The following is a 15821-nucleotide window of genomic DNA, read 5'->3' as shown; positions in this document are numbered from 1 at the left end:
ACGATTACTTTCCTCCTTCATTTTACAGATAAATCCCAAAATATACCTTTGTTACACATATGAATAAAATGTAAGCACTATGACAATTACAGTTGAAAAATGATAAATTCCGACAAAACTTAGCAATTTTATAAAATTTTCTTTACATTATGATTACAACGATAGACACCCTTCTTCTTATGATATATAACATTCATAGGGAAAGGAGTCAGACAACAATGAAAAAGAAATTTGCAGCGTTTAGCGTTTTAGCAGCAGGAACGATTTTTGCTTCCCCGTTACTTTCACCCGTATACGCTGAAACGAATCAAGATAAATTATCTAACATTCAATCTGAATTAGAAGGCAAACAAAGTGACTTACAAAATAAATCAGTCGAGAAAGAACAAATAGAAAAAGAAATTCAAGAATTACAGAAGAAAATCGATGAATTAACTACTTCCATTAATAAAAATGAGACTGAATTAAACGATACAAAAAAAGAAATTAGCAAAACACAACAAGTAATTACTGACAAAAAGAAACATATAGAACAATTACAAACAAACATAGATACACGTCAGGAAGTTATTAAACAACGATTACAATCTATGCAAGAAAAACCGCGTACAAATATCATTACAGAAGTATTAACAAACTCTACAAACATTGCTGATCTTGTTGATAATATGTACTCCGTAAGTTTAATATTAAACAACGATACAGATATTGTAAAAAAACAAACATCTGATCAAAATGCTGTAACGACAGAAAAAGAGGCTGTTGAGAAAAAAGAACAACAACTGAAAGACTCTGAACAAAAACTAGAACAAAAACAGCAAGAATTACAAAATAACCAACAGCAGCAACAAACTCTTATTAACGATCTACATACGAAAGTAGCAAAAGTAGATTCAGAGATTGAAGGATTAGAAGAATCCAAAGGCATTTTAGAAAATCAACGTCAAGCTGTTCAAAAAGCAATTGAAGAAGAAAAACGGGCCGAAGAAGCTCGTAAAGCGGAAGAAGCCCGCCAGGCAGAAGAGGCTCGCAAACAACAAGCTACTAAATCTGCTCAAGCGGCCCCAACACCACATGATACAAATATCGGTGGTTTTATCAAACCAGCAGCTGGATCAAAAACTTCCGGATTTGGTGTACGTTCTTTAGATAACCATAAAGGAATTGACATCGCTGCTTCGGGAACGGTTCCAATTATCGCTGCTGCAGATGGCGTTGTTATTCGCTCAGAATTATCATCTAGTTACGGAAACGTAGTGTATTTATCTCACCGTATAAACGGAAAAACATATACGACAGTATATGCTCATATGAATAGCCGTTCTGTATCGAATGGACAAACTGTAAAACAAGGCGATCAGCTTGGATTTATGGGGAATACGGGCCAATCATACGGACAACATTTACACTTCGAACTTCATCTTGGAGAATGGAATGTCGGCAAGACAAACGCAGTTGACCCATCTCCTTATATCGGATTATAAAAAAACCTCGGTGCCTACCGAGGTTTTTTATTTACACTTCACACAATATAGGCATTCTACATAGACTATAACTAAATGCCTATAGTTTACGAGGTGATCCATATGAATACGCAATTACAACAAAAAATAGAAGAAGCTAGAGAAACGTATATTGGCCGGATATTTACATTTGGCGGCTCAGTTTTATTTTTAATCGGTTCATTCCTCGCAGTCACCACAGCCTATAAAGCGTATAATCGTCTATTACATTCATCAACATAAAAAAAGACGGGAGATCCCCGCCTTTTTTTATGCAAACATTTTAAATACACTTATCGCATTTAAAAATACAATTATTACAGTTACCGGAATAACATAACGAAGTAAGAAGAACCAAATGTTAAATAACGTTTTCCCTTTCGTTTCCGTCACTTCTAATTCTTTCATCAACAATTCTTTACTCATTTTATTTGGTACAAATAATGAAATAGCTAGTACTCCTAACGGTAGCAATACGTTACTTACTGAAAAGTCGACTAAATCAAAGAACGTTTTCCCAAATATTTTCACGTCACTCATAATCCCAAATGATAACGCTGATGGAATACCGACTGCAAAAATAAGAATACCAATTAATAATGATGCTGAAGGACGCTTCTTCTCATTACCTTTCGCAACAGATGCTACTACAATTTCAAGCATTGAAATTGCTGATGTTAAAGTCGCAAAGAAGAATAAAATTAAAAACATAATAAAGAAAAATTGACCAAATGGTATTTTTGCAAATACTGCCGGAAGGACGATAAACAGTAATCCTGGTCCTTCAGTCGGTTTAACTCCTAATGCGAAAATCGCTGGGAAAATTGCTAATCCTGCAAGTACTGTAACAAAAACAGTTAAACTTACAATAGATGTTGCTGATTTCGTTAAATGTTCCTCTTTCTTTAAATACGAACTATACGTTACCATTACTGAGGCACCTACTGTTAGCGAGAAGAAAGATTGTCCCATTGCATATAAAATCGTATCTGCTGTAAGCTTTGAAAAATCTGGCTTTAAGAAGAACTCTACTCCAGCAAAAGCACCATCGAGTGTTAACGCACGAACAATAATCGCAATAAATAAAATAAATAATAGCGGCATCATGTACTTACTTGCCTTTTCTATCCCTTTCTCTACACCTTTACTTACAACAAAAATCGTACAAAGCATAAAGATAAATTGTGCTCCAATCGCACTTAATGGATTTGAAATCGTTTCACCGAACAATTGTCCATAATCAGCTGCACCATTCCAGAAACTTCCTGTCACACTATAATATAAATAAAGTAAAATCCATCCACCTACAACACTATAAAAAGATAGTACACTAAAACAAGTAACAACTCCCATACGACCAATCCAAGGATATAATTTGCTATTTGGCACTAGTACTTTATAAGCTGTAACCGCCTCTTTTTGCGTGCTACGTCCAATAACAAACTCCGCTATTAGAAGAGGCATACCTATAAATAAAGTTAATAGTAAAAATACAAGGAAGAATGCGCCTCCCCCTCCATTACCTGCAACATATGGAAATTTCCATATCGCACCAAGACCTACTGCGGCTCCGGCTGCTGCGAGTACAAAGCCTATTTTCGACGTCCATTGCTGTGTTTCTTTCATCATAAATTCTCCTTTTCTGAATATTTAAACTTTTGTTAATTATACACTTTCATTTCATACTCGCACACCTCCTTTAGAAAATAAAAAAGTCCCCTACACGCAAATATGCATGTAGAGGACGATATATGTAATGTAAATACCGTGGTACCACCTCAATTGGATTGATAAATCCCACTTGTTCAAGTACAGGAATAATTCCGATACTCTATCCTTTTAACGGCGGAACCCGGGTTGCCTACTACAATGTTCAACATACCTCTCGCAAGCCCATTCTGTATATTTTATCGTACCGGGCTCCCACCTAACCCCAGCTCTCTGAACGCATCAAATATACGTACTCTTCTTGCTCATCGATTTCATCTATTGAAGTTACTTGTGATTATAAATTATATTTTTATATTTGTAAAGCGCACTTTATCTTTTATTATTTTAAAACCTTTTCCTCTAATTCTCGTAAAAAACTTTCTCTTTTCCCCTCATTTTGCACATATACTGATTTCAACACTTCTTGGAGCAATATATTTCGTTCCCTCTTTTCTAACTGTAAATCTTTTAACTTCAACCTTACTTCATATAAAAAATCTAAATACGATTCATATGTCTCATCATATTTATTTGCAATATCATCTCGAATTTTTTTTGCGAGCTTCGGGCTCGCTCCCCCAGTAGAAACTGCTATATTAAGTAAACCACGATGAATCGCTGCCGGAAAATGAACATTACCACTTTCCGGATTTGTAATAACATTTACTAATTGATTCTCAGCGGCATCTTCAGCAACTTGTTCATTTAATATTGAATCACTACTCGCTGCAACAACTAAAAAAGCACTTTTAATATCACTTTTTTCATATTCTCTTTGATACCAACGAATTTTCTTTTCTTCCACAAGTTTTACTAAATTCGCATCTAATTCTGGACTTATCACAACTATATCCGCACCCTGTTTGAGTAAAGGAATAATTTTAAATCCTGCAACTTTTCCCCCGCCAATAACAACAACGCGTTTCTCATTAACTCGCACTGTAAGTGGATACATACTGATCTCCTTTCAATAACTCCGTCGTTTTCTGAATTAACATATCTTGAAACGCTTCACTCTTCCCTAAATATGGACTGATTTTTATCTCTTCCACTTCATATTGGCGCACTTCTTTTTCAATATGTTTCATAAGTAAACCTGTAAATAACAAGTAAGGCAGTACAACGATGTTCTTTTCTTTTCGTTCTACAACTTCCTTTAACTTCTCCTCAAATTTTGGCTCTGCAGCCGCTAAATAACAAACTTCTACTTTTTTAACCTTCTCTTTTGTTTGAAATAAAGAAGCAATCCAGTTTATATCTCTTAATACTTCAGGATCACTGCTCCCTCTTGCAACAAGAAGTAACGTCACTTCATTTTTATCTTCCTGTTCGATGCCACTTCCGCTATACACCGATTTAACAAGTGTTTCTGATACACCAAACGGATTACCATAGGTCACTTTAACATCCGAAAATTGATTAGTTAACTTTTCCAATTCAAAAGGGATATCTTTTTTTACATGACCTGCCGCTAATAAAAAAACAGGGATAGCAATAATCTCAGTGGCCCCACGCTTCACACATGTACGAAAACCATCTTCAATAGAAGGATTCGCTAACTCTAAAAAACAAACTTCTTGAATAGTCGCTTCTATACGGCTCATGCACGATGTAATAAATTGAATCGCCTCTTCTTTCGCTGTCTTCAAACGACTTCCATGACATATATATAAGACGGCTTTCATTTTACAACACTCCACTTACTTGATAAGCATTTTCTGTCTGCTTCTCAAACCAATGAATTTTTTCTCTAAAACGGACAACCTCTCCAATTACAATCATACTCGGATTTTGAATTTGCTCTTTTTTCGCAACATCTACAATTGTCCCTAACGTTCCAACAACTGTGCGTTGCATAGACGTCGTCCCCTGCTCAATAATAGCAGCTGGCGTACTTTTATCTTTTCCATGCTTCATAAGTTGCTCACATATGTAGGGCAAATTACTAACCCCCATATATACCGCTAAAGTCTCTACACCTTTCGCTAAACTTTCCCATTTCACTTCTTCTTCAGCACCTTCTTTCCTATGCCCAGTCACAATAGCAAAACTTGCACTTGCATCACGGTGCGTCACTGGAATGCCCGCATAAGCAGGAGCAGCTATTCCAGCTGAAATACCAGGAATGATTTCAAATGGTACACCTTGCTTTGCTAATGCTTCAGCTTCTTCTCCCCCTCTACCAAACACAAATGGATCGCCGCCCTTAAGCCTCGTTACAACTTTTCCTTTTTTCGCATACTTAATAAGAAACGTGTTAATTGTCTCTTGCTTCATCGTGTGATAATTCGGGAGTTTTCCGCAATAAATTAAATCCGCGTCAGGCTTTGCGTATGAAAGCAGCTCTTTATTCACAAGTCGGTCGTATAAAATAACATCTGCCTTCTCAATACATTTCAACCCTTTAACAGTAATTAAATCTGGATCGCCAGGACCCGCTCCAACAATATAAACCTTTCCCATCATCTCTCCTCATTTCTTCTATTAAAATGAAACTTCCATTCGTATATAAGAATGGAAGTTTTTATTTTTTCGTATTACTGATCTCTACTCATGGATAACAAATGCCCCACCTTTTCGAATCTTCTTTTTTTCAAACAAAGAAATCTCTTTTACCTCTGGCAACGGTAAAAAATGCTTTTCAAGCTCAATCTCCGCAAGCTTAAATGCCTGTTCTTCACTTTGAGCAACAACAACAATCGGAACAATACTATTTACTAACACAGCTTCAAATCGATATAAATCCATATCGTCCCTCCTAAGACGCTATTACTTCTTCTAGCACGTTATTTAACGCTATTTGTAATGTATCTACACCAACACGACCTACAAAATCATAAAATGTTTCGGCTGGTAATTTATTCTCTTTGAAATAACTTATAAATGATGCGAGTACATCAGGTAGATCCTCACCATCTATTTTTCCTTTTAACTTTTGATTGTAGGCACCGCCATCTAACAATGTTCCACCAACGTATATTTCAAACGCTTCAACAATGCCTTTTTCCTTCGTTTTCATTTTCACCCCTTGTAACCCAATGTCAGCAATTTGACGTTGACCACATGAATTCGGGCAGCCTACCATATGAATTCGAACTGGAACATCGAGTGCAATTTGTGTATCTAAGTATTCTGCAATTTTTCGTAATCTTTCTTTCGTTTCTACTAGTGCAAGATTACAATATTCAATACCGGTACATGAAACCGCATGACCAATAAATGATTTCGGGCTAGCAGATATCGCTTCAAACAGCGGTTCACTAAGTAATCCTTTTACATTTTCCGGAGGAACGTTCGGAATAATGAAGTTTTGCGAGTTACATGTACGAATTTGTCCATTTCCATATTGCTTTGCGATTCTTGCAATCTCAAACATTTCTTCTGCATGTAAACGACCTACCGGTACATTAAAACCTACATATTTTAATCCCTTTTGTTTTTGGTCTTGAACACCATAAAAATAGCCTGCATTCCATCCTTTGAGTGCACTTTCCCCTTTACTTTGTAAAGGCCCTGTATACTCTATTAGTTTCTCTTTAAATTTCTCTGCTCCCCAGTCCGCAACAAGAAATTTCAACCGAGCTAAATGACGTTTTTCACGATATCCAAAATCACGGAATATAGTAGCAATCGCAATCGCCACCGCCTTCACTTCTTCTGGTAAAACGAATACATCTAATTCATCAGCTAAATACGGTCGAGCTGATAATCCTCCACCTACTTTTATATGAAAACCAACTTTTTTCTCACCATCTATTTCTTTCGTTGCAGGCGTAAATGCAACACAGTTAATTTCTGCGTTGGCTGAATTATAAATATTAGAACTAATAGACATTTTAAATTTACGTGGCAAGTTAGAAAACTCTTCATTATGTTGGAAGTAATCATATACTTCTTTCACAATATGCGTTGTATCGAATAGTTCATTTGCATCAATGCCAGCAAGCGGATTACCTGTAATATTCCGCGTTATATCACCACAAGCCCCCGCTGAAGATAACCCAACTCTTGCTAATCTTTTAAAAATATCTGGAATTTGCTGAATTTCTAACCAGTGAAACTGAATCGCCTGTCTCGTCGTAATATCTATTACATCACGTCCATAATCTTCAGCGATAGAAGCAAGTACTTCTGCCTGTGCATTTGTAATAATCCCTGACGGAATATTTACCCGCATCATAAAATAACCAGCTTCTTTCGGTCTTTGTAAATACAAGCCTGCCCATTTAAAGGCATCCCACTCTTCTTTCGGAATAGATTCGAAACCATTTTCCGCATAGTAAGGAATATCATTAAAAATTTCTAAGCCATCTTTTTCTAATTTATTTTTCTCGGTCTGATTTAATTTTTCATTGTTAGCCCATACTTTTTCATAACTCATTGTTTATCCCCCTATATAAAACTACGCTCTTGTAAGTACTTCACGATTTGTTCTGCACATTCTTCAATAGAATATTTGTGCGTTTCTACAATTAATTCCGCTTGCTCTGGCTCTTCATAAGGCGAATCAATACCTGTGAAATCCTTAATATCACCTTTTCTTGCCTTTTTATAAAGTCCCTTCGGATCACGTTTCTCACACTCTTCAATCGGACACTTCACAAAAATTTCAATAAATTCATCTGCCGCTAATAAATCTCTTACTTGTTTGCGGTCTACTCGAAATGGTGAAATAAATGCTGTAAGGACAACTGCTCCTTGGTCTACAAATAACTTTGCCACTTCGCCAATACGTCTTATATTTTCCATGCGATCACTTTCAGAAAATCCTAAGTCTTTATTTAAACCGTGGCGAATGTTATCCCCATCCAGCACATAATTTCCAATATTCTTTTCAAACAGTTTACGAGCGACCGCATTCGCTACTGTAGATTTACCCGAAGCTGATAAACCAGTAAACCAAATTACAAAACTATGATGTCCATTCTTCACTCTTCTCTCATCTTTTGAAACCGAAGCTGTATGCCAAGTAATATTCGTATCCATCTCGTTCTCTCCCTATTCTGTTACTACTTCTTTTTTCAAGCCTTTAATTAGCACTTCCACTACTTCTTTACGACTAAATGTACTTGGTGGAATCTCACCGTTTCTTAATAATTCTCTTACTTTCGTACCCGATAAAATAACATGATCTTCTTTTCCGTGCGGACATGTTTTCGTTGAAGCCATCGCTTCACATTTCGTGCAGTAAAAACTATGTTCAAAGAATAGTGGTGTAATTCCTAACTCTTCTATCGTAAAATTTGTGAAGATTTCTTGCGCTTCATACGTTCCGTAATAATCTCCTACTCCAGCATGATCACGCCCTACTATAAAGTGGGTACATCCAAAATTCTTTCTTACTAACGCATGAAATATCGCTTCCCTTGGTCCTGCGTAACGCATGGCAGCAGGAAATACACTTAAAAAGACACGATTTTTCGGATAATAGTTTTGAAGAAGTACTTCATAGCTTTCCATTCTTACATCAGCAGGAATATCATCCGATTTCGTTTCTCCGACGAGCGGATTTAAAAAGAGACCATCTACAATTTCAAGAGCAGATTTTTGAATATACTCATGGGCACGATGTACCGGGTTTCTCGTTTGAAATCCGACCACTGTTTTCCACCCACGTTTTTTAAATGCTTCCCTCGTTTCAATTGGGTCTAAATGATAAGAAGGAAATTGATTATTTTCAAAGCGTTTTGTTAGAATAATAGTTCCTCCAACGTAAACGTTTGGTCGTTCATATAATTTTTTCACCCCTGGATGAGCCTCATCCGTTGTTTTATATACAAGTAACGCTTCTTTTTCTTTATCTGGTACAAAAATATCTTCTATTTGAATGACACCGTATATATTTCCATTGTTGACAAGCTTTACTTCCTCTCCAGCCTTCAGGCTTTCTGCGACTTTTTCTGTTACCGGTAATGTAATCGGTATACTCCACACACTACCATTTGCTAAACGAAGCGTTTCTACAACAGAATCATAATCTTCCTTCCCTAAAAAACCAGTAAGGGGGCTATATCCACCTGTCGCCAATAGTTCTAAATCACTTAACGCAATATTGTCTAATTTAATTTCTTTTTCAATTTGTGATACGTCATATGTCTCATCTATACGGTTTACTAATTCGTTTACTATGCTCATTTTTCTATATCCTCTCTTAGCTTTATTTCAAGATTCATCTTATTGGTAATGAAGACCACATTCAGTTTTCACTTTTCCAGCCCATCTACCATCTCTTGAATCGCCACCATCCCCTACAGGTAACGTACATTTCTCACACCCAATACTTGGATAGCCAACATCATGCAACGGGTTATACGGCAAGCTATGTTTGTATACATATCGCCAAACTTCTTTCCACGTCCAATGAATGAGTGGACAAACTTTAATAGATTGAAAACGATGATCTTGATTTATAAACTTTGTATGCTTACGTGTTTCTGATTGTTCCCTTCTTAAGCCCGATATCCATGCTTTTTCCACGACTAATGATTTTTCTAAAGGTAAAATTTTTCTAATCTTACAACAAAGATTCGGATTGCTCTCCCACAGTTTTTCACCATGCAACTTCGCCTGTTCATCAAGTGTAAGTTCTGGCTGTTTTTCTATAATATTCAATGAAGGAAATCGTTCCCGCACTTTTTGAATTAATTCATACGTTTCTTGAAAATGAACATTTGTATCCAAAAATACAACTTTAGCAGATGGATTTACTTGGTTTATAATGTGTAGCAATACCATACCTTCCACCCCAAAGCTACATGCGTAGACAACCTCATCTTTATATTCTTTATAAGCCCAATTTAATACTGATAACGCACCTTTTGTTTCATCTTCTTCCGAAAACGAAACAACATTTTCTTCCCACGTTTCATACGTCAACATGTTTTTTCCCCCTGTAAAAGCAAAAAGACGGTTTTAACCTAATGAAAATAGGTTAAAACCGCCTCTAGTTTTTCTAGTCAGCGCTTTTCACTTTAAACGTACTTTTTCACTTTTCTCTAACTGAATTACTTTTCCATCTTGCACAACAATTGTAATTGAACCATATTTCATATCAGCAAGCATCGCTTCAATCTTCTCGGATACTTCATCAAAATGTTCCCGTACACTCACGCGAACAGCCCCCCTTTTTATTCATAAAAAAAATCTTTCCCATTTCGAAAAGACTGTTCGGTAATATATTTTACCTTATCTTTCAAAATGGATCCCATTTTGCTGGATTTAGCACCTTGCTTTCTATAAGCAGGTTGCCGAGCTTCTTCGGGCCAGTTCCCTCCGCTTCTCTTGATAAGCTTTGTATTTGTATTTTATCACAATTCTGATTTTTTTCAATCCTAGTTTTCCGATATATTTTAATTATTTTATTTTATAAAAAAGGAATTGTCCATTCGAACAACTCCTTTTCCTATTTAGACAAGCTCTTTAATACGTATGCGATCGTTCCCAATAATATTTTCATATGTTTCGCGTTCCACAACTACTTGCGATGTTCCGCCTTTTGCAAAGACAACGGCTGGTCTTCGAATCCGATTGTAATTATTCGCCATCGAGTACCCGTATGCTCCTGTACAGGAAACTGCTAGTAAATCAGAAGCAGCGACTTTCGGTAAATGAATATCCCAAATCAACATGTCTCCACTCTCACAGCATTTCCCAGCAATCGAAACGAGTTCCTCATTCTCATCATTCCCTCGATTCGCTAACATCGCTTCATAACGCGCACTATATAAAGCAGGTCTTAAATTATCTGTCATTCCACCATCGACTGATACATATTTCCGAATACCAGGAATATCTTTCACAGATCCAACTGTATAAATTGTTGTCCCAGCATCACCTACAATGCTACGGCCTGGCTCAATCCATATTTCTGGCAATGGATATTCACATACAGTAAATTGTTCTCTCACTGCACTTGTTACAGCTCGCACATATGTCTCAAGAGTTAATGGTGTATCTGACTCTGTGTAACGTATTCCAAATCCCCCGCCTACATTTAACACTTTTACTACATAGTTTGTTTGCTCTCTCACTTCTTCTAAAAATTGGCGAAGAACTTCAATTGCTCGAACAAAACCAGCTGTTTCAAATATTTGCGACCCAATATGTGAATGGATCCCTAGCACATTATAATTTGATTTTTGTAAAGCAAATCCAATTGCCTGCATCGCTTGACCGTTTGAAACACCAAATCCAAATTTCGAATCATCTTGACCTGTTGTAATATATTCATGTGTGTGCGCCTCTACTCCAGGCGTTACACGAATTAATATGTTCACAAATTTCCCATGTTGCATCGCTAAATCGTGTAAAACTTCTAATTCAAAGAAATTATCTACGACAAAACAACCGATATTCGCCTGAAGAGCCATCACTATTTCTTCTTCTGTTTTATTATTTCCATGAAAATGAATACGTGATGCCGGAAATCCTGCTTGGAGCGCAGTATATAATTCTCCCCCAGAAACAACGTCTAATGACATACTCTCTTCACGAGCTACTCGGCACATCTCCATGCACAAGAACGCCTTGCTTGCATATGCTACTTGATAAGAGAAACCACTTTCTTTAAAAGCACGATGAAATGCTCGGCATTTTCCTCGAATAGACTCTTCATCGTATACATAAAGTGGTGTTCCGTATTGCTTTGCTAGCTGCGTCGTATCGCACCCTCCAATTTCTAAGTGTCCTTGCCCATTAATTCGGCTTGTGCCGTGTAAATACATTTAAATTCCTCCCTTATTTCCTCTAAAACTCATAACCCCAATCTTCTATTCATTGCAGCACGCTTTTAGATAGACAAAAAACGCGCGGAACAATGTTCACACGCGTTTCTTATTAGGAAAAATATATATTGAAAAAATAAACGAGTTGTTATCTCCTCAAAATAAGAAACCGCATCAACATCTCCAAATAGCTCTCCATAAAATAAATCTTATGACAGTACTACATTTATTCAATGCAGTCCCAATATATGAATAAGATGGTTATTCTTATATTTCGGCAATAGTCCCTTTCAACCTATGATCACAGATTCCATTAAATCTCCCATAGCTTACTCTTTCCTATCGCGGCCTCTACCTTTGAGAGTAGATGAGGTAAGTCTATTTAATTTTCAAACATCTAATTGTTGCTATTAACAATACCAAAGGACCATTTTATTTGTCAAACAATTTTTTATATTGTTTTTTTACAGTTTAGTTTCGTATCATTTGGTAAGCGCTTTACTGAAATCTTTGTCACTTCCCATTCGCCTTCTTCGTTATTAAATGTAATCGTTACCTTCTCAAATGGTGGAGCAATTTTCCCAGCAACACGTTCATACTTTGTCACTTCAATACTTGCTTGAAATAAATATGTACCGCTATACACTTTTTTTAAACTAATAATTTTAGGACATTGATAAGGTTTCAAACTTCCATATTGTTTTTCAATTGCTTTATTTATTTTTGGAAATAAAACAGAATAAAGTGCATCTTCCATAAGAGGTGCATCATATTGGGCTACCGACACACTCGGTGAAGTAAAAAGTATAACACTACTGCATGCTATAAAATATAATAATTTTCGCATTATAACCTCCGTATTATCACGCGATTCTTTCTGCGTACGATAATTATCATACATAGAAATTCTGTTTTATTGTCTCCCACCACTCTTTTTCTACTCGATTATTATAAAAAAGCCCACAACCTTCTTTTATTTTCGTATAATGATACTCATAGTATAATAATCATAATAACAAAGGACTGTTCGTATATATAAAATGAGTCGTTAAGCAAACTGACTCACAAGAACTGTCATGCTTTTTAGGAGAGGAGTATATTATGCTACAACATCTGTTTCCAAAACTGCGATTTGCACTCGTTGCAGTCGTTTTACTATGGATTAAAACATATATTGTGTACAAGCTAGCATTTGATATTAAAATTGATAATTTCTTTGAAGAATTCATGCTTTTTATCAATCCACTAGCTGCGTTACTTTTATTTTTCGGCTTAGCTTTACTTGCATCTAAGCACCGAAACCGAATTATAATTGGAATCAGTTTTATACTGTCATTTATTTTATTTGGAAACGCAATGTTTTATGGGTTCTATAACGATTTCGTTACTTTCCCGGTTTTATTCCAAACAAACAATATGGCTGATTTAGGGACAAGTATAAAAGAACTCTTTACGTACAAAACATTACTTTTATTTGCAGATGCAATTATTTTAATGTTTATTTCACGTAAATTCCCATCATTTGGCGACAAAACACCACTTTCCCGCTCAGAGAAGCGAACTTTCTTTAGCGGTGTAACAGCTTTATTAGCACTACAAATTGTTGTATCAGTTATTTATAAACCACAAATGTTCTCGCGCTCATTTGACCGTCAAACTGTCGTGAAGAATTTAGGTTTATACACATACCATCTATTTGATATTACGCTTCAATCCAAGTCTTCAGCTGAGCGTGTATTTGCAAGTGGGGATGGGTTTTCTGAAATTAAAAACTATACAGACTCAAAAGACAAACAAGTTGATAAAAACTTATTTGGAGCTGCAAAAGGTAAAAATGTAATTTTAATTTCAATGGAATCTACACAAAACTTTGTTATTAATAAAAAAATAAATGGAAAAGAAATTACACCATTTTTAAATGAATTTATTAAGGATAGTTTCTATTTCGATAACTTCTATCATCAAACTGGACAAGGCAAAACTTCTGATGCTGAATTTATCGTTGAAAACTCACTTTATCCGCTAGATCGTGGTTCTGTATTCTTTACTCATGCAACAAATGAATACACAGCGACACCAGAACAATTAAAGAAATACGGATATTCTTCTGCCGTCTTCCATTCAAACGATAAAACGTTTTGGAATCGGGATGTAATGTATCCTGCGCTTGGATATGATCGTTATTTTAATTTAAATGATTACGCAGGAACGGAGCAAATGTCTGTCGGTTGGGGATTAAAAGATAAAGAGTTCTTTGAACAATCTATTCCAAAGTTAAAATCTTTACCGCAACCGTTCTATACAAAATTTATTACATTAACAAATCATTTTCCGTTTCTTCTAAATCCGGAAGATCAATATGTTGATGAATTCAACTCGGAAAGTGGTGTTGTAAACCGCTACTTCCCAACTGTTCGTTACACAGATGAAGCTCTTAAATTATTTATTCAACAATTAAAAGAAGAAGGATTATATGATAATTCCGTTATTGTCATTTATGGTGATCATTACGGTATTTCCGAAAACCATAACGCAGCTATGGCACAGTTCCTAGGAAAAGATACTATTACACCATTCGATTCTATGCAATTACAACGAGTCCCTCTTATTATTCATGTGCCTGGCCAAGAAGGAAAAGTTGTTTCTAAAGTATCCGGTCAAATTGATATTAAGCCAACGCTCCTTCATTTACTTGGTATTAAAACAAATAAATCCGTTGAATTTGGAACTGACTTATTTATTAAAGAGAAAGACCCGCTTATGGTAATGCGTGATGGTAGCTTTGTTTCTGAAGAGTATGTTTATACAAAAAATATGTGCTACAAAAGAAGTACGGGTGAAGAAGCTGACATGACGCTATGTCAGCCGTATATTGAAAAAGCAAAAACAGAATTAAAATTCTCCGACAAATTAATTTATGGAGATTTATTACGCTTCGATCCTAATAATCGATATAAAACTGGAACGATGACAACGAAATTTGAATAGTAAAGGAAGCAACTTTATACAAGTTGCTTCCTCTTTTTATTTTCACTTAATTTTCAAACCATCCTTCTATGAAATCTTTCACAAATTGGTAATTTCTTTCGTATGAGGAATAAATTTATGGTATGATAAAATAAGTAAACTTTCATACACTAATTAAGAATTTATTACAGAAAGCAAGGGATCAGATTTTGTATAGAGCAGCTATTCCAAACTTATTTACGCTCGGAAATTTATATAGCGGATTTTTATCAATCGGCTATGCATCTTTAGGATATTATAAATCAGCTGCTATTTTAGTACTTATCGGGATGATGTTAGATAGTCTTGATGGTCGTGTTGCTCGTTTATTACGTGTTGATTCACAAATGGGAAAAGAGCTCGACTCGCTTGCAGATGTCGTAACATTTGGTGCAGCACCAGCTGTTTTAATGTATTACACATCTTTCTCAAACTACGGAATCATCGGATTATACATAGCGGGATTATTCCCTCTTTTCGGAGCATATCGTTTAGCACGATTTAATGTAACACCATCTTCTACTTCAATGAAATATTTCACTGGAGTACCGATTACAGCAGCGGGAGGGCTTGTTGCTTTCTTAACATTATTTTCACATACCATTCCAAAAATCGTTCTTATTACCGTATTTGTAACGTTCGCATTTTTAATGGTGAGCCGCATTCGTATCCCAAGTTTAAAAGATGTACCAATTCCACGATATAGCATCATTATTACACTATTTTTAGTTGGAATCATTATTACAATGTATCAAACAGGATTTGGAAATTTTTCTGTTTTCTTATTCATTGCCATTCCACTATATATTTTGTACATGTTATCTCAATTCATTAGACAAAGACCGTCTAAAAAAGCGAATAAAGAAAAATAAGAAAACCT

The 15821-nt window shown here is 35.7% G+C and carries 16 protein-coding genes, 2 riboswitches and 1 other annotated feature; of the genes, 4 read left to right on the top strand and 12 right to left on the bottom strand.

All coding sequences use genetic code 11. The features are described 5' to 3' along the window. Window positions 1-218 precede the first annotated feature (218 nt). Together V7S45_RS07040 and V7S45_RS07035 are read left to right on the top strand one after the other, a co-directional pair. Window positions 219-1484 carry a M23 family metallopeptidase gene (locus V7S45_RS07040; protein WP_000726086.1) on the top strand — a complete coding sequence of 422 codons (1266 nt, stop codon included), beginning with the start codon at window positions 219-221 and terminating at the stop codon, window positions 1482-1484. Between the two features lie 102 nt (window positions 1485-1586). Further along, window positions 1587-1745, top strand: a complete 159-nt coding sequence (locus tag V7S45_RS07035; RefSeq protein WP_001096001.1) for a hypothetical protein — start codon at window positions 1587-1589, stop codon at window positions 1743-1745. A gap of 27 nt (window positions 1746-1772) precedes the next feature. Here V7S45_RS07035 and V7S45_RS07030 read toward each other — a convergent pair whose 3' ends face one another. From V7S45_RS07030 to V7S45_RS06975, 12 genes are all read right to left on the bottom strand, one after another. Continuing rightward, the gene (locus tag V7S45_RS07030; protein ID WP_025688984.1) at window positions 1773-3128 is read right to left on the bottom strand and encodes a sodium-dependent transporter; all 1356 of its coding nucleotides are present in this window, start codon (window positions 3126-3128) and stop codon (window positions 1773-1775) included. Window positions 3129-3239: 111 nt separating this feature from the next. After that, window positions 3240-3488 (bottom strand) — a binding site (T-box leader). A 64-nt stretch (window positions 3489-3552) separates the two neighbouring features. Beyond that, complete coding sequence (locus V7S45_RS07025) at window positions 3553-4167, bottom strand: NAD(P)-binding protein (RefSeq protein ID WP_000283356.1); 615 nt, start codon at window positions 4165-4167, stop codon at window positions 3553-3555. Then, window positions 4142-4897, bottom strand: a complete 756-nt coding sequence (locus V7S45_RS07020) for a sirohydrochlorin chelatase (RefSeq protein WP_016122165.1) — start codon at window positions 4895-4897, stop codon at window positions 4142-4144. The genes V7S45_RS07025 and V7S45_RS07020 overlap by 26 nt, the downstream gene beginning before the upstream one ends. 1 nt (window position 4898) lies before the next feature. Continuing rightward, window positions 4899-5675, bottom strand: coding sequence for a uroporphyrinogen-III C-methyltransferase (cobA, locus tag V7S45_RS07015; RefSeq protein WP_000521262.1), 777 nt, complete (start codon window positions 5673-5675; stop codon window positions 4899-4901). Window positions 5676-5759: 84 nt separating this feature from the next. Beyond that, window positions 5760-5960 carry a DUF3906 family protein gene (locus tag V7S45_RS07010; RefSeq protein ID WP_000366914.1) on the bottom strand — a complete coding sequence of 67 codons (201 nt, stop codon included), beginning with the start codon at window positions 5958-5960 and terminating at the stop codon, window positions 5760-5762. Between the two features lie 10 nt (window positions 5961-5970). Beyond that, window positions 5971-7593: a ferredoxin--nitrite reductase gene (locus tag V7S45_RS07005; protein ID WP_025688979.1), complete on the bottom strand. Its 1623-nt coding sequence runs from the start codon at window positions 7591-7593 to the stop codon at window positions 5971-5973. Window positions 7594-7604: 11 nt separating this feature from the next. Next, a complete protein-coding gene (gene cysC / locus V7S45_RS07000) occupies window positions 7605-8198 on the bottom strand; it encodes an adenylyl-sulfate kinase (protein ID WP_000380499.1) in 594 nt (197 codons plus the stop codon). A gap of 12 nt (window positions 8199-8210) precedes the next feature. Continuing rightward, a complete protein-coding gene (sat, locus tag V7S45_RS06995; RefSeq protein WP_000029491.1) occupies window positions 8211-9347 on the bottom strand; it encodes a sulfate adenylyltransferase in 1137 nt (378 codons plus the stop codon). Between the two features lie 39 nt (window positions 9348-9386). Continuing rightward, entirely contained in the window at window positions 9387-10091 is a 705-nt protein-coding gene (locus V7S45_RS06990) for a phosphoadenylyl-sulfate reductase (RefSeq protein ID WP_000959020.1), read from the bottom strand. Between the two features lie 87 nt (window positions 10092-10178). After that, a complete protein-coding gene (locus V7S45_RS06985; protein WP_000116158.1) occupies window positions 10179-10322 on the bottom strand; it encodes a YezD family protein in 144 nt (47 codons plus the stop codon). A 72-nt stretch (window positions 10323-10394) separates the two neighbouring features. After that, window positions 10395-10503, bottom strand: a riboswitch (SAM riboswitch). Between the two features lie 115 nt (window positions 10504-10618). Further along, a complete protein-coding gene (gene lysA, locus V7S45_RS06980; protein ID WP_000280676.1) occupies window positions 10619-11935 on the bottom strand; it encodes a diaminopimelate decarboxylase in 1317 nt (438 codons plus the stop codon). 180 nt (window positions 11936-12115) lie between these two features. Further along, window positions 12116-12297: riboswitch (Lysine riboswitch) on the bottom strand. Between the two features lie 89 nt (window positions 12298-12386). After that, window positions 12387-12782 (bottom strand): DUF3888 domain-containing protein, encoded by a 396-nt coding sequence (locus tag V7S45_RS06975; protein ID WP_001228823.1) that lies wholly within the window; start codon window positions 12780-12782, stop codon window positions 12387-12389. A gap of 254 nt (window positions 12783-13036) precedes the next feature. On the opposite strand from V7S45_RS06975, the gene V7S45_RS06970 reads away from it, so the two are divergent. Next, window positions 13037-14923 carry an LTA synthase family protein gene (locus V7S45_RS06970; RefSeq protein WP_025688976.1) on the top strand — a complete coding sequence of 629 codons (1887 nt, stop codon included), beginning with the start codon at window positions 13037-13039 and terminating at the stop codon, window positions 14921-14923. A 188-nt stretch (window positions 14924-15111) separates the two neighbouring features. Continuing rightward, window positions 15112-15813 carry a CDP-diacylglycerol--serine O-phosphatidyltransferase gene (gene pssA, locus V7S45_RS06965; protein ID WP_000285417.1) on the top strand — a complete coding sequence of 234 codons (702 nt, stop codon included), beginning with the start codon at window positions 15112-15114 and terminating at the stop codon, window positions 15811-15813. Window positions 15814-15821 lie beyond the last annotated feature (8 nt).

The sequence above is a fragment of the Bacillus sp. BR3(2024) genome (genome assembly GCF_039134555.1).
GTDB lineage: Bacteria > Bacillota > Bacilli > Bacillales > Bacillaceae_G > Bacillus_A > Bacillus_A cereus.
This window is presented reverse-complemented; position numbering and strand designations above follow the sequence as displayed.

What these genes read in the sequence shown, in the direction of transcription:
- cysC (WP_000380499.1), bottom strand. Translation starts at nt 8,198, where the DNA reads ATGGATACGAATATTACTTGGCATACAGCTTCGGTTTCAAAAGATGAG.
- V7S45_RS07040 (WP_000726086.1), top strand. Translation starts at nt 219, where the DNA reads ATGAAAAAGAAATTTGCAGCGTTTAGCGTTTTAGCAGCAGGAACGATT.
- V7S45_RS07030 (WP_025688984.1), bottom strand. Translation starts at nt 3,128, where the DNA reads ATGAAAGAAACACAGCAATGGACGTCGAAAATAGGCTTTGTACTCGCA.
- lysA (WP_000280676.1), bottom strand. Translation starts at nt 11,935, where the DNA reads ATGTATTTACACGGCACAAGCCGAATTAATGGGCAAGGACACTTAGAA.
- V7S45_RS07035 (WP_001096001.1), top strand. Translation starts at nt 1,587, where the DNA reads ATGAATACGCAATTACAACAAAAAATAGAAGAAGCTAGAGAAACGTAT.
- V7S45_RS07020 (WP_016122165.1), bottom strand. Translation starts at nt 4,897, where the DNA reads ATGAAAGCCGTCTTATATATATGTCATGGAAGTCGTTTGAAGACAGCG.
- V7S45_RS06990 (WP_000959020.1), bottom strand. Translation starts at nt 10,091, where the DNA reads ATGTTGACGTATGAAACGTGGGAAGAAAATGTTGTTTCGTTTTCGGAA.
- V7S45_RS07005 (WP_025688979.1), bottom strand. Translation starts at nt 7,593, where the DNA reads ATGAGTTATGAAAAAGTATGGGCTAACAATGAAAAATTAAATCAGACC.
- V7S45_RS06970 (WP_025688976.1), top strand. Translation starts at nt 13,037, where the DNA reads ATGCTACAACATCTGTTTCCAAAACTGCGATTTGCACTCGTTGCAGTC.
- V7S45_RS07010 (WP_000366914.1), bottom strand. Translation starts at nt 5,960, where the DNA reads ATGGATTTATATCGATTTGAAGCTGTGTTAGTAAATAGTATTGTTCCG.
- V7S45_RS06975 (WP_001228823.1), bottom strand. Translation starts at nt 12,782, where the DNA reads ATGCGAAAATTATTATATTTTATAGCATGCAGTAGTGTTATACTTTTT.
- V7S45_RS07025 (WP_000283356.1), bottom strand. Translation starts at nt 4,167, where the DNA reads ATGTATCCACTTACAGTGCGAGTTAATGAGAAACGCGTTGTTGTTATT.
- sat (WP_000029491.1), bottom strand. Translation starts at nt 9,347, where the DNA reads ATGAGCATAGTAAACGAATTAGTAAACCGTATAGATGAGACATATGAC.
- cobA (WP_000521262.1), bottom strand. Translation starts at nt 5,675, where the DNA reads ATGGGAAAGGTTTATATTGTTGGAGCGGGTCCTGGCGATCCAGATTTA.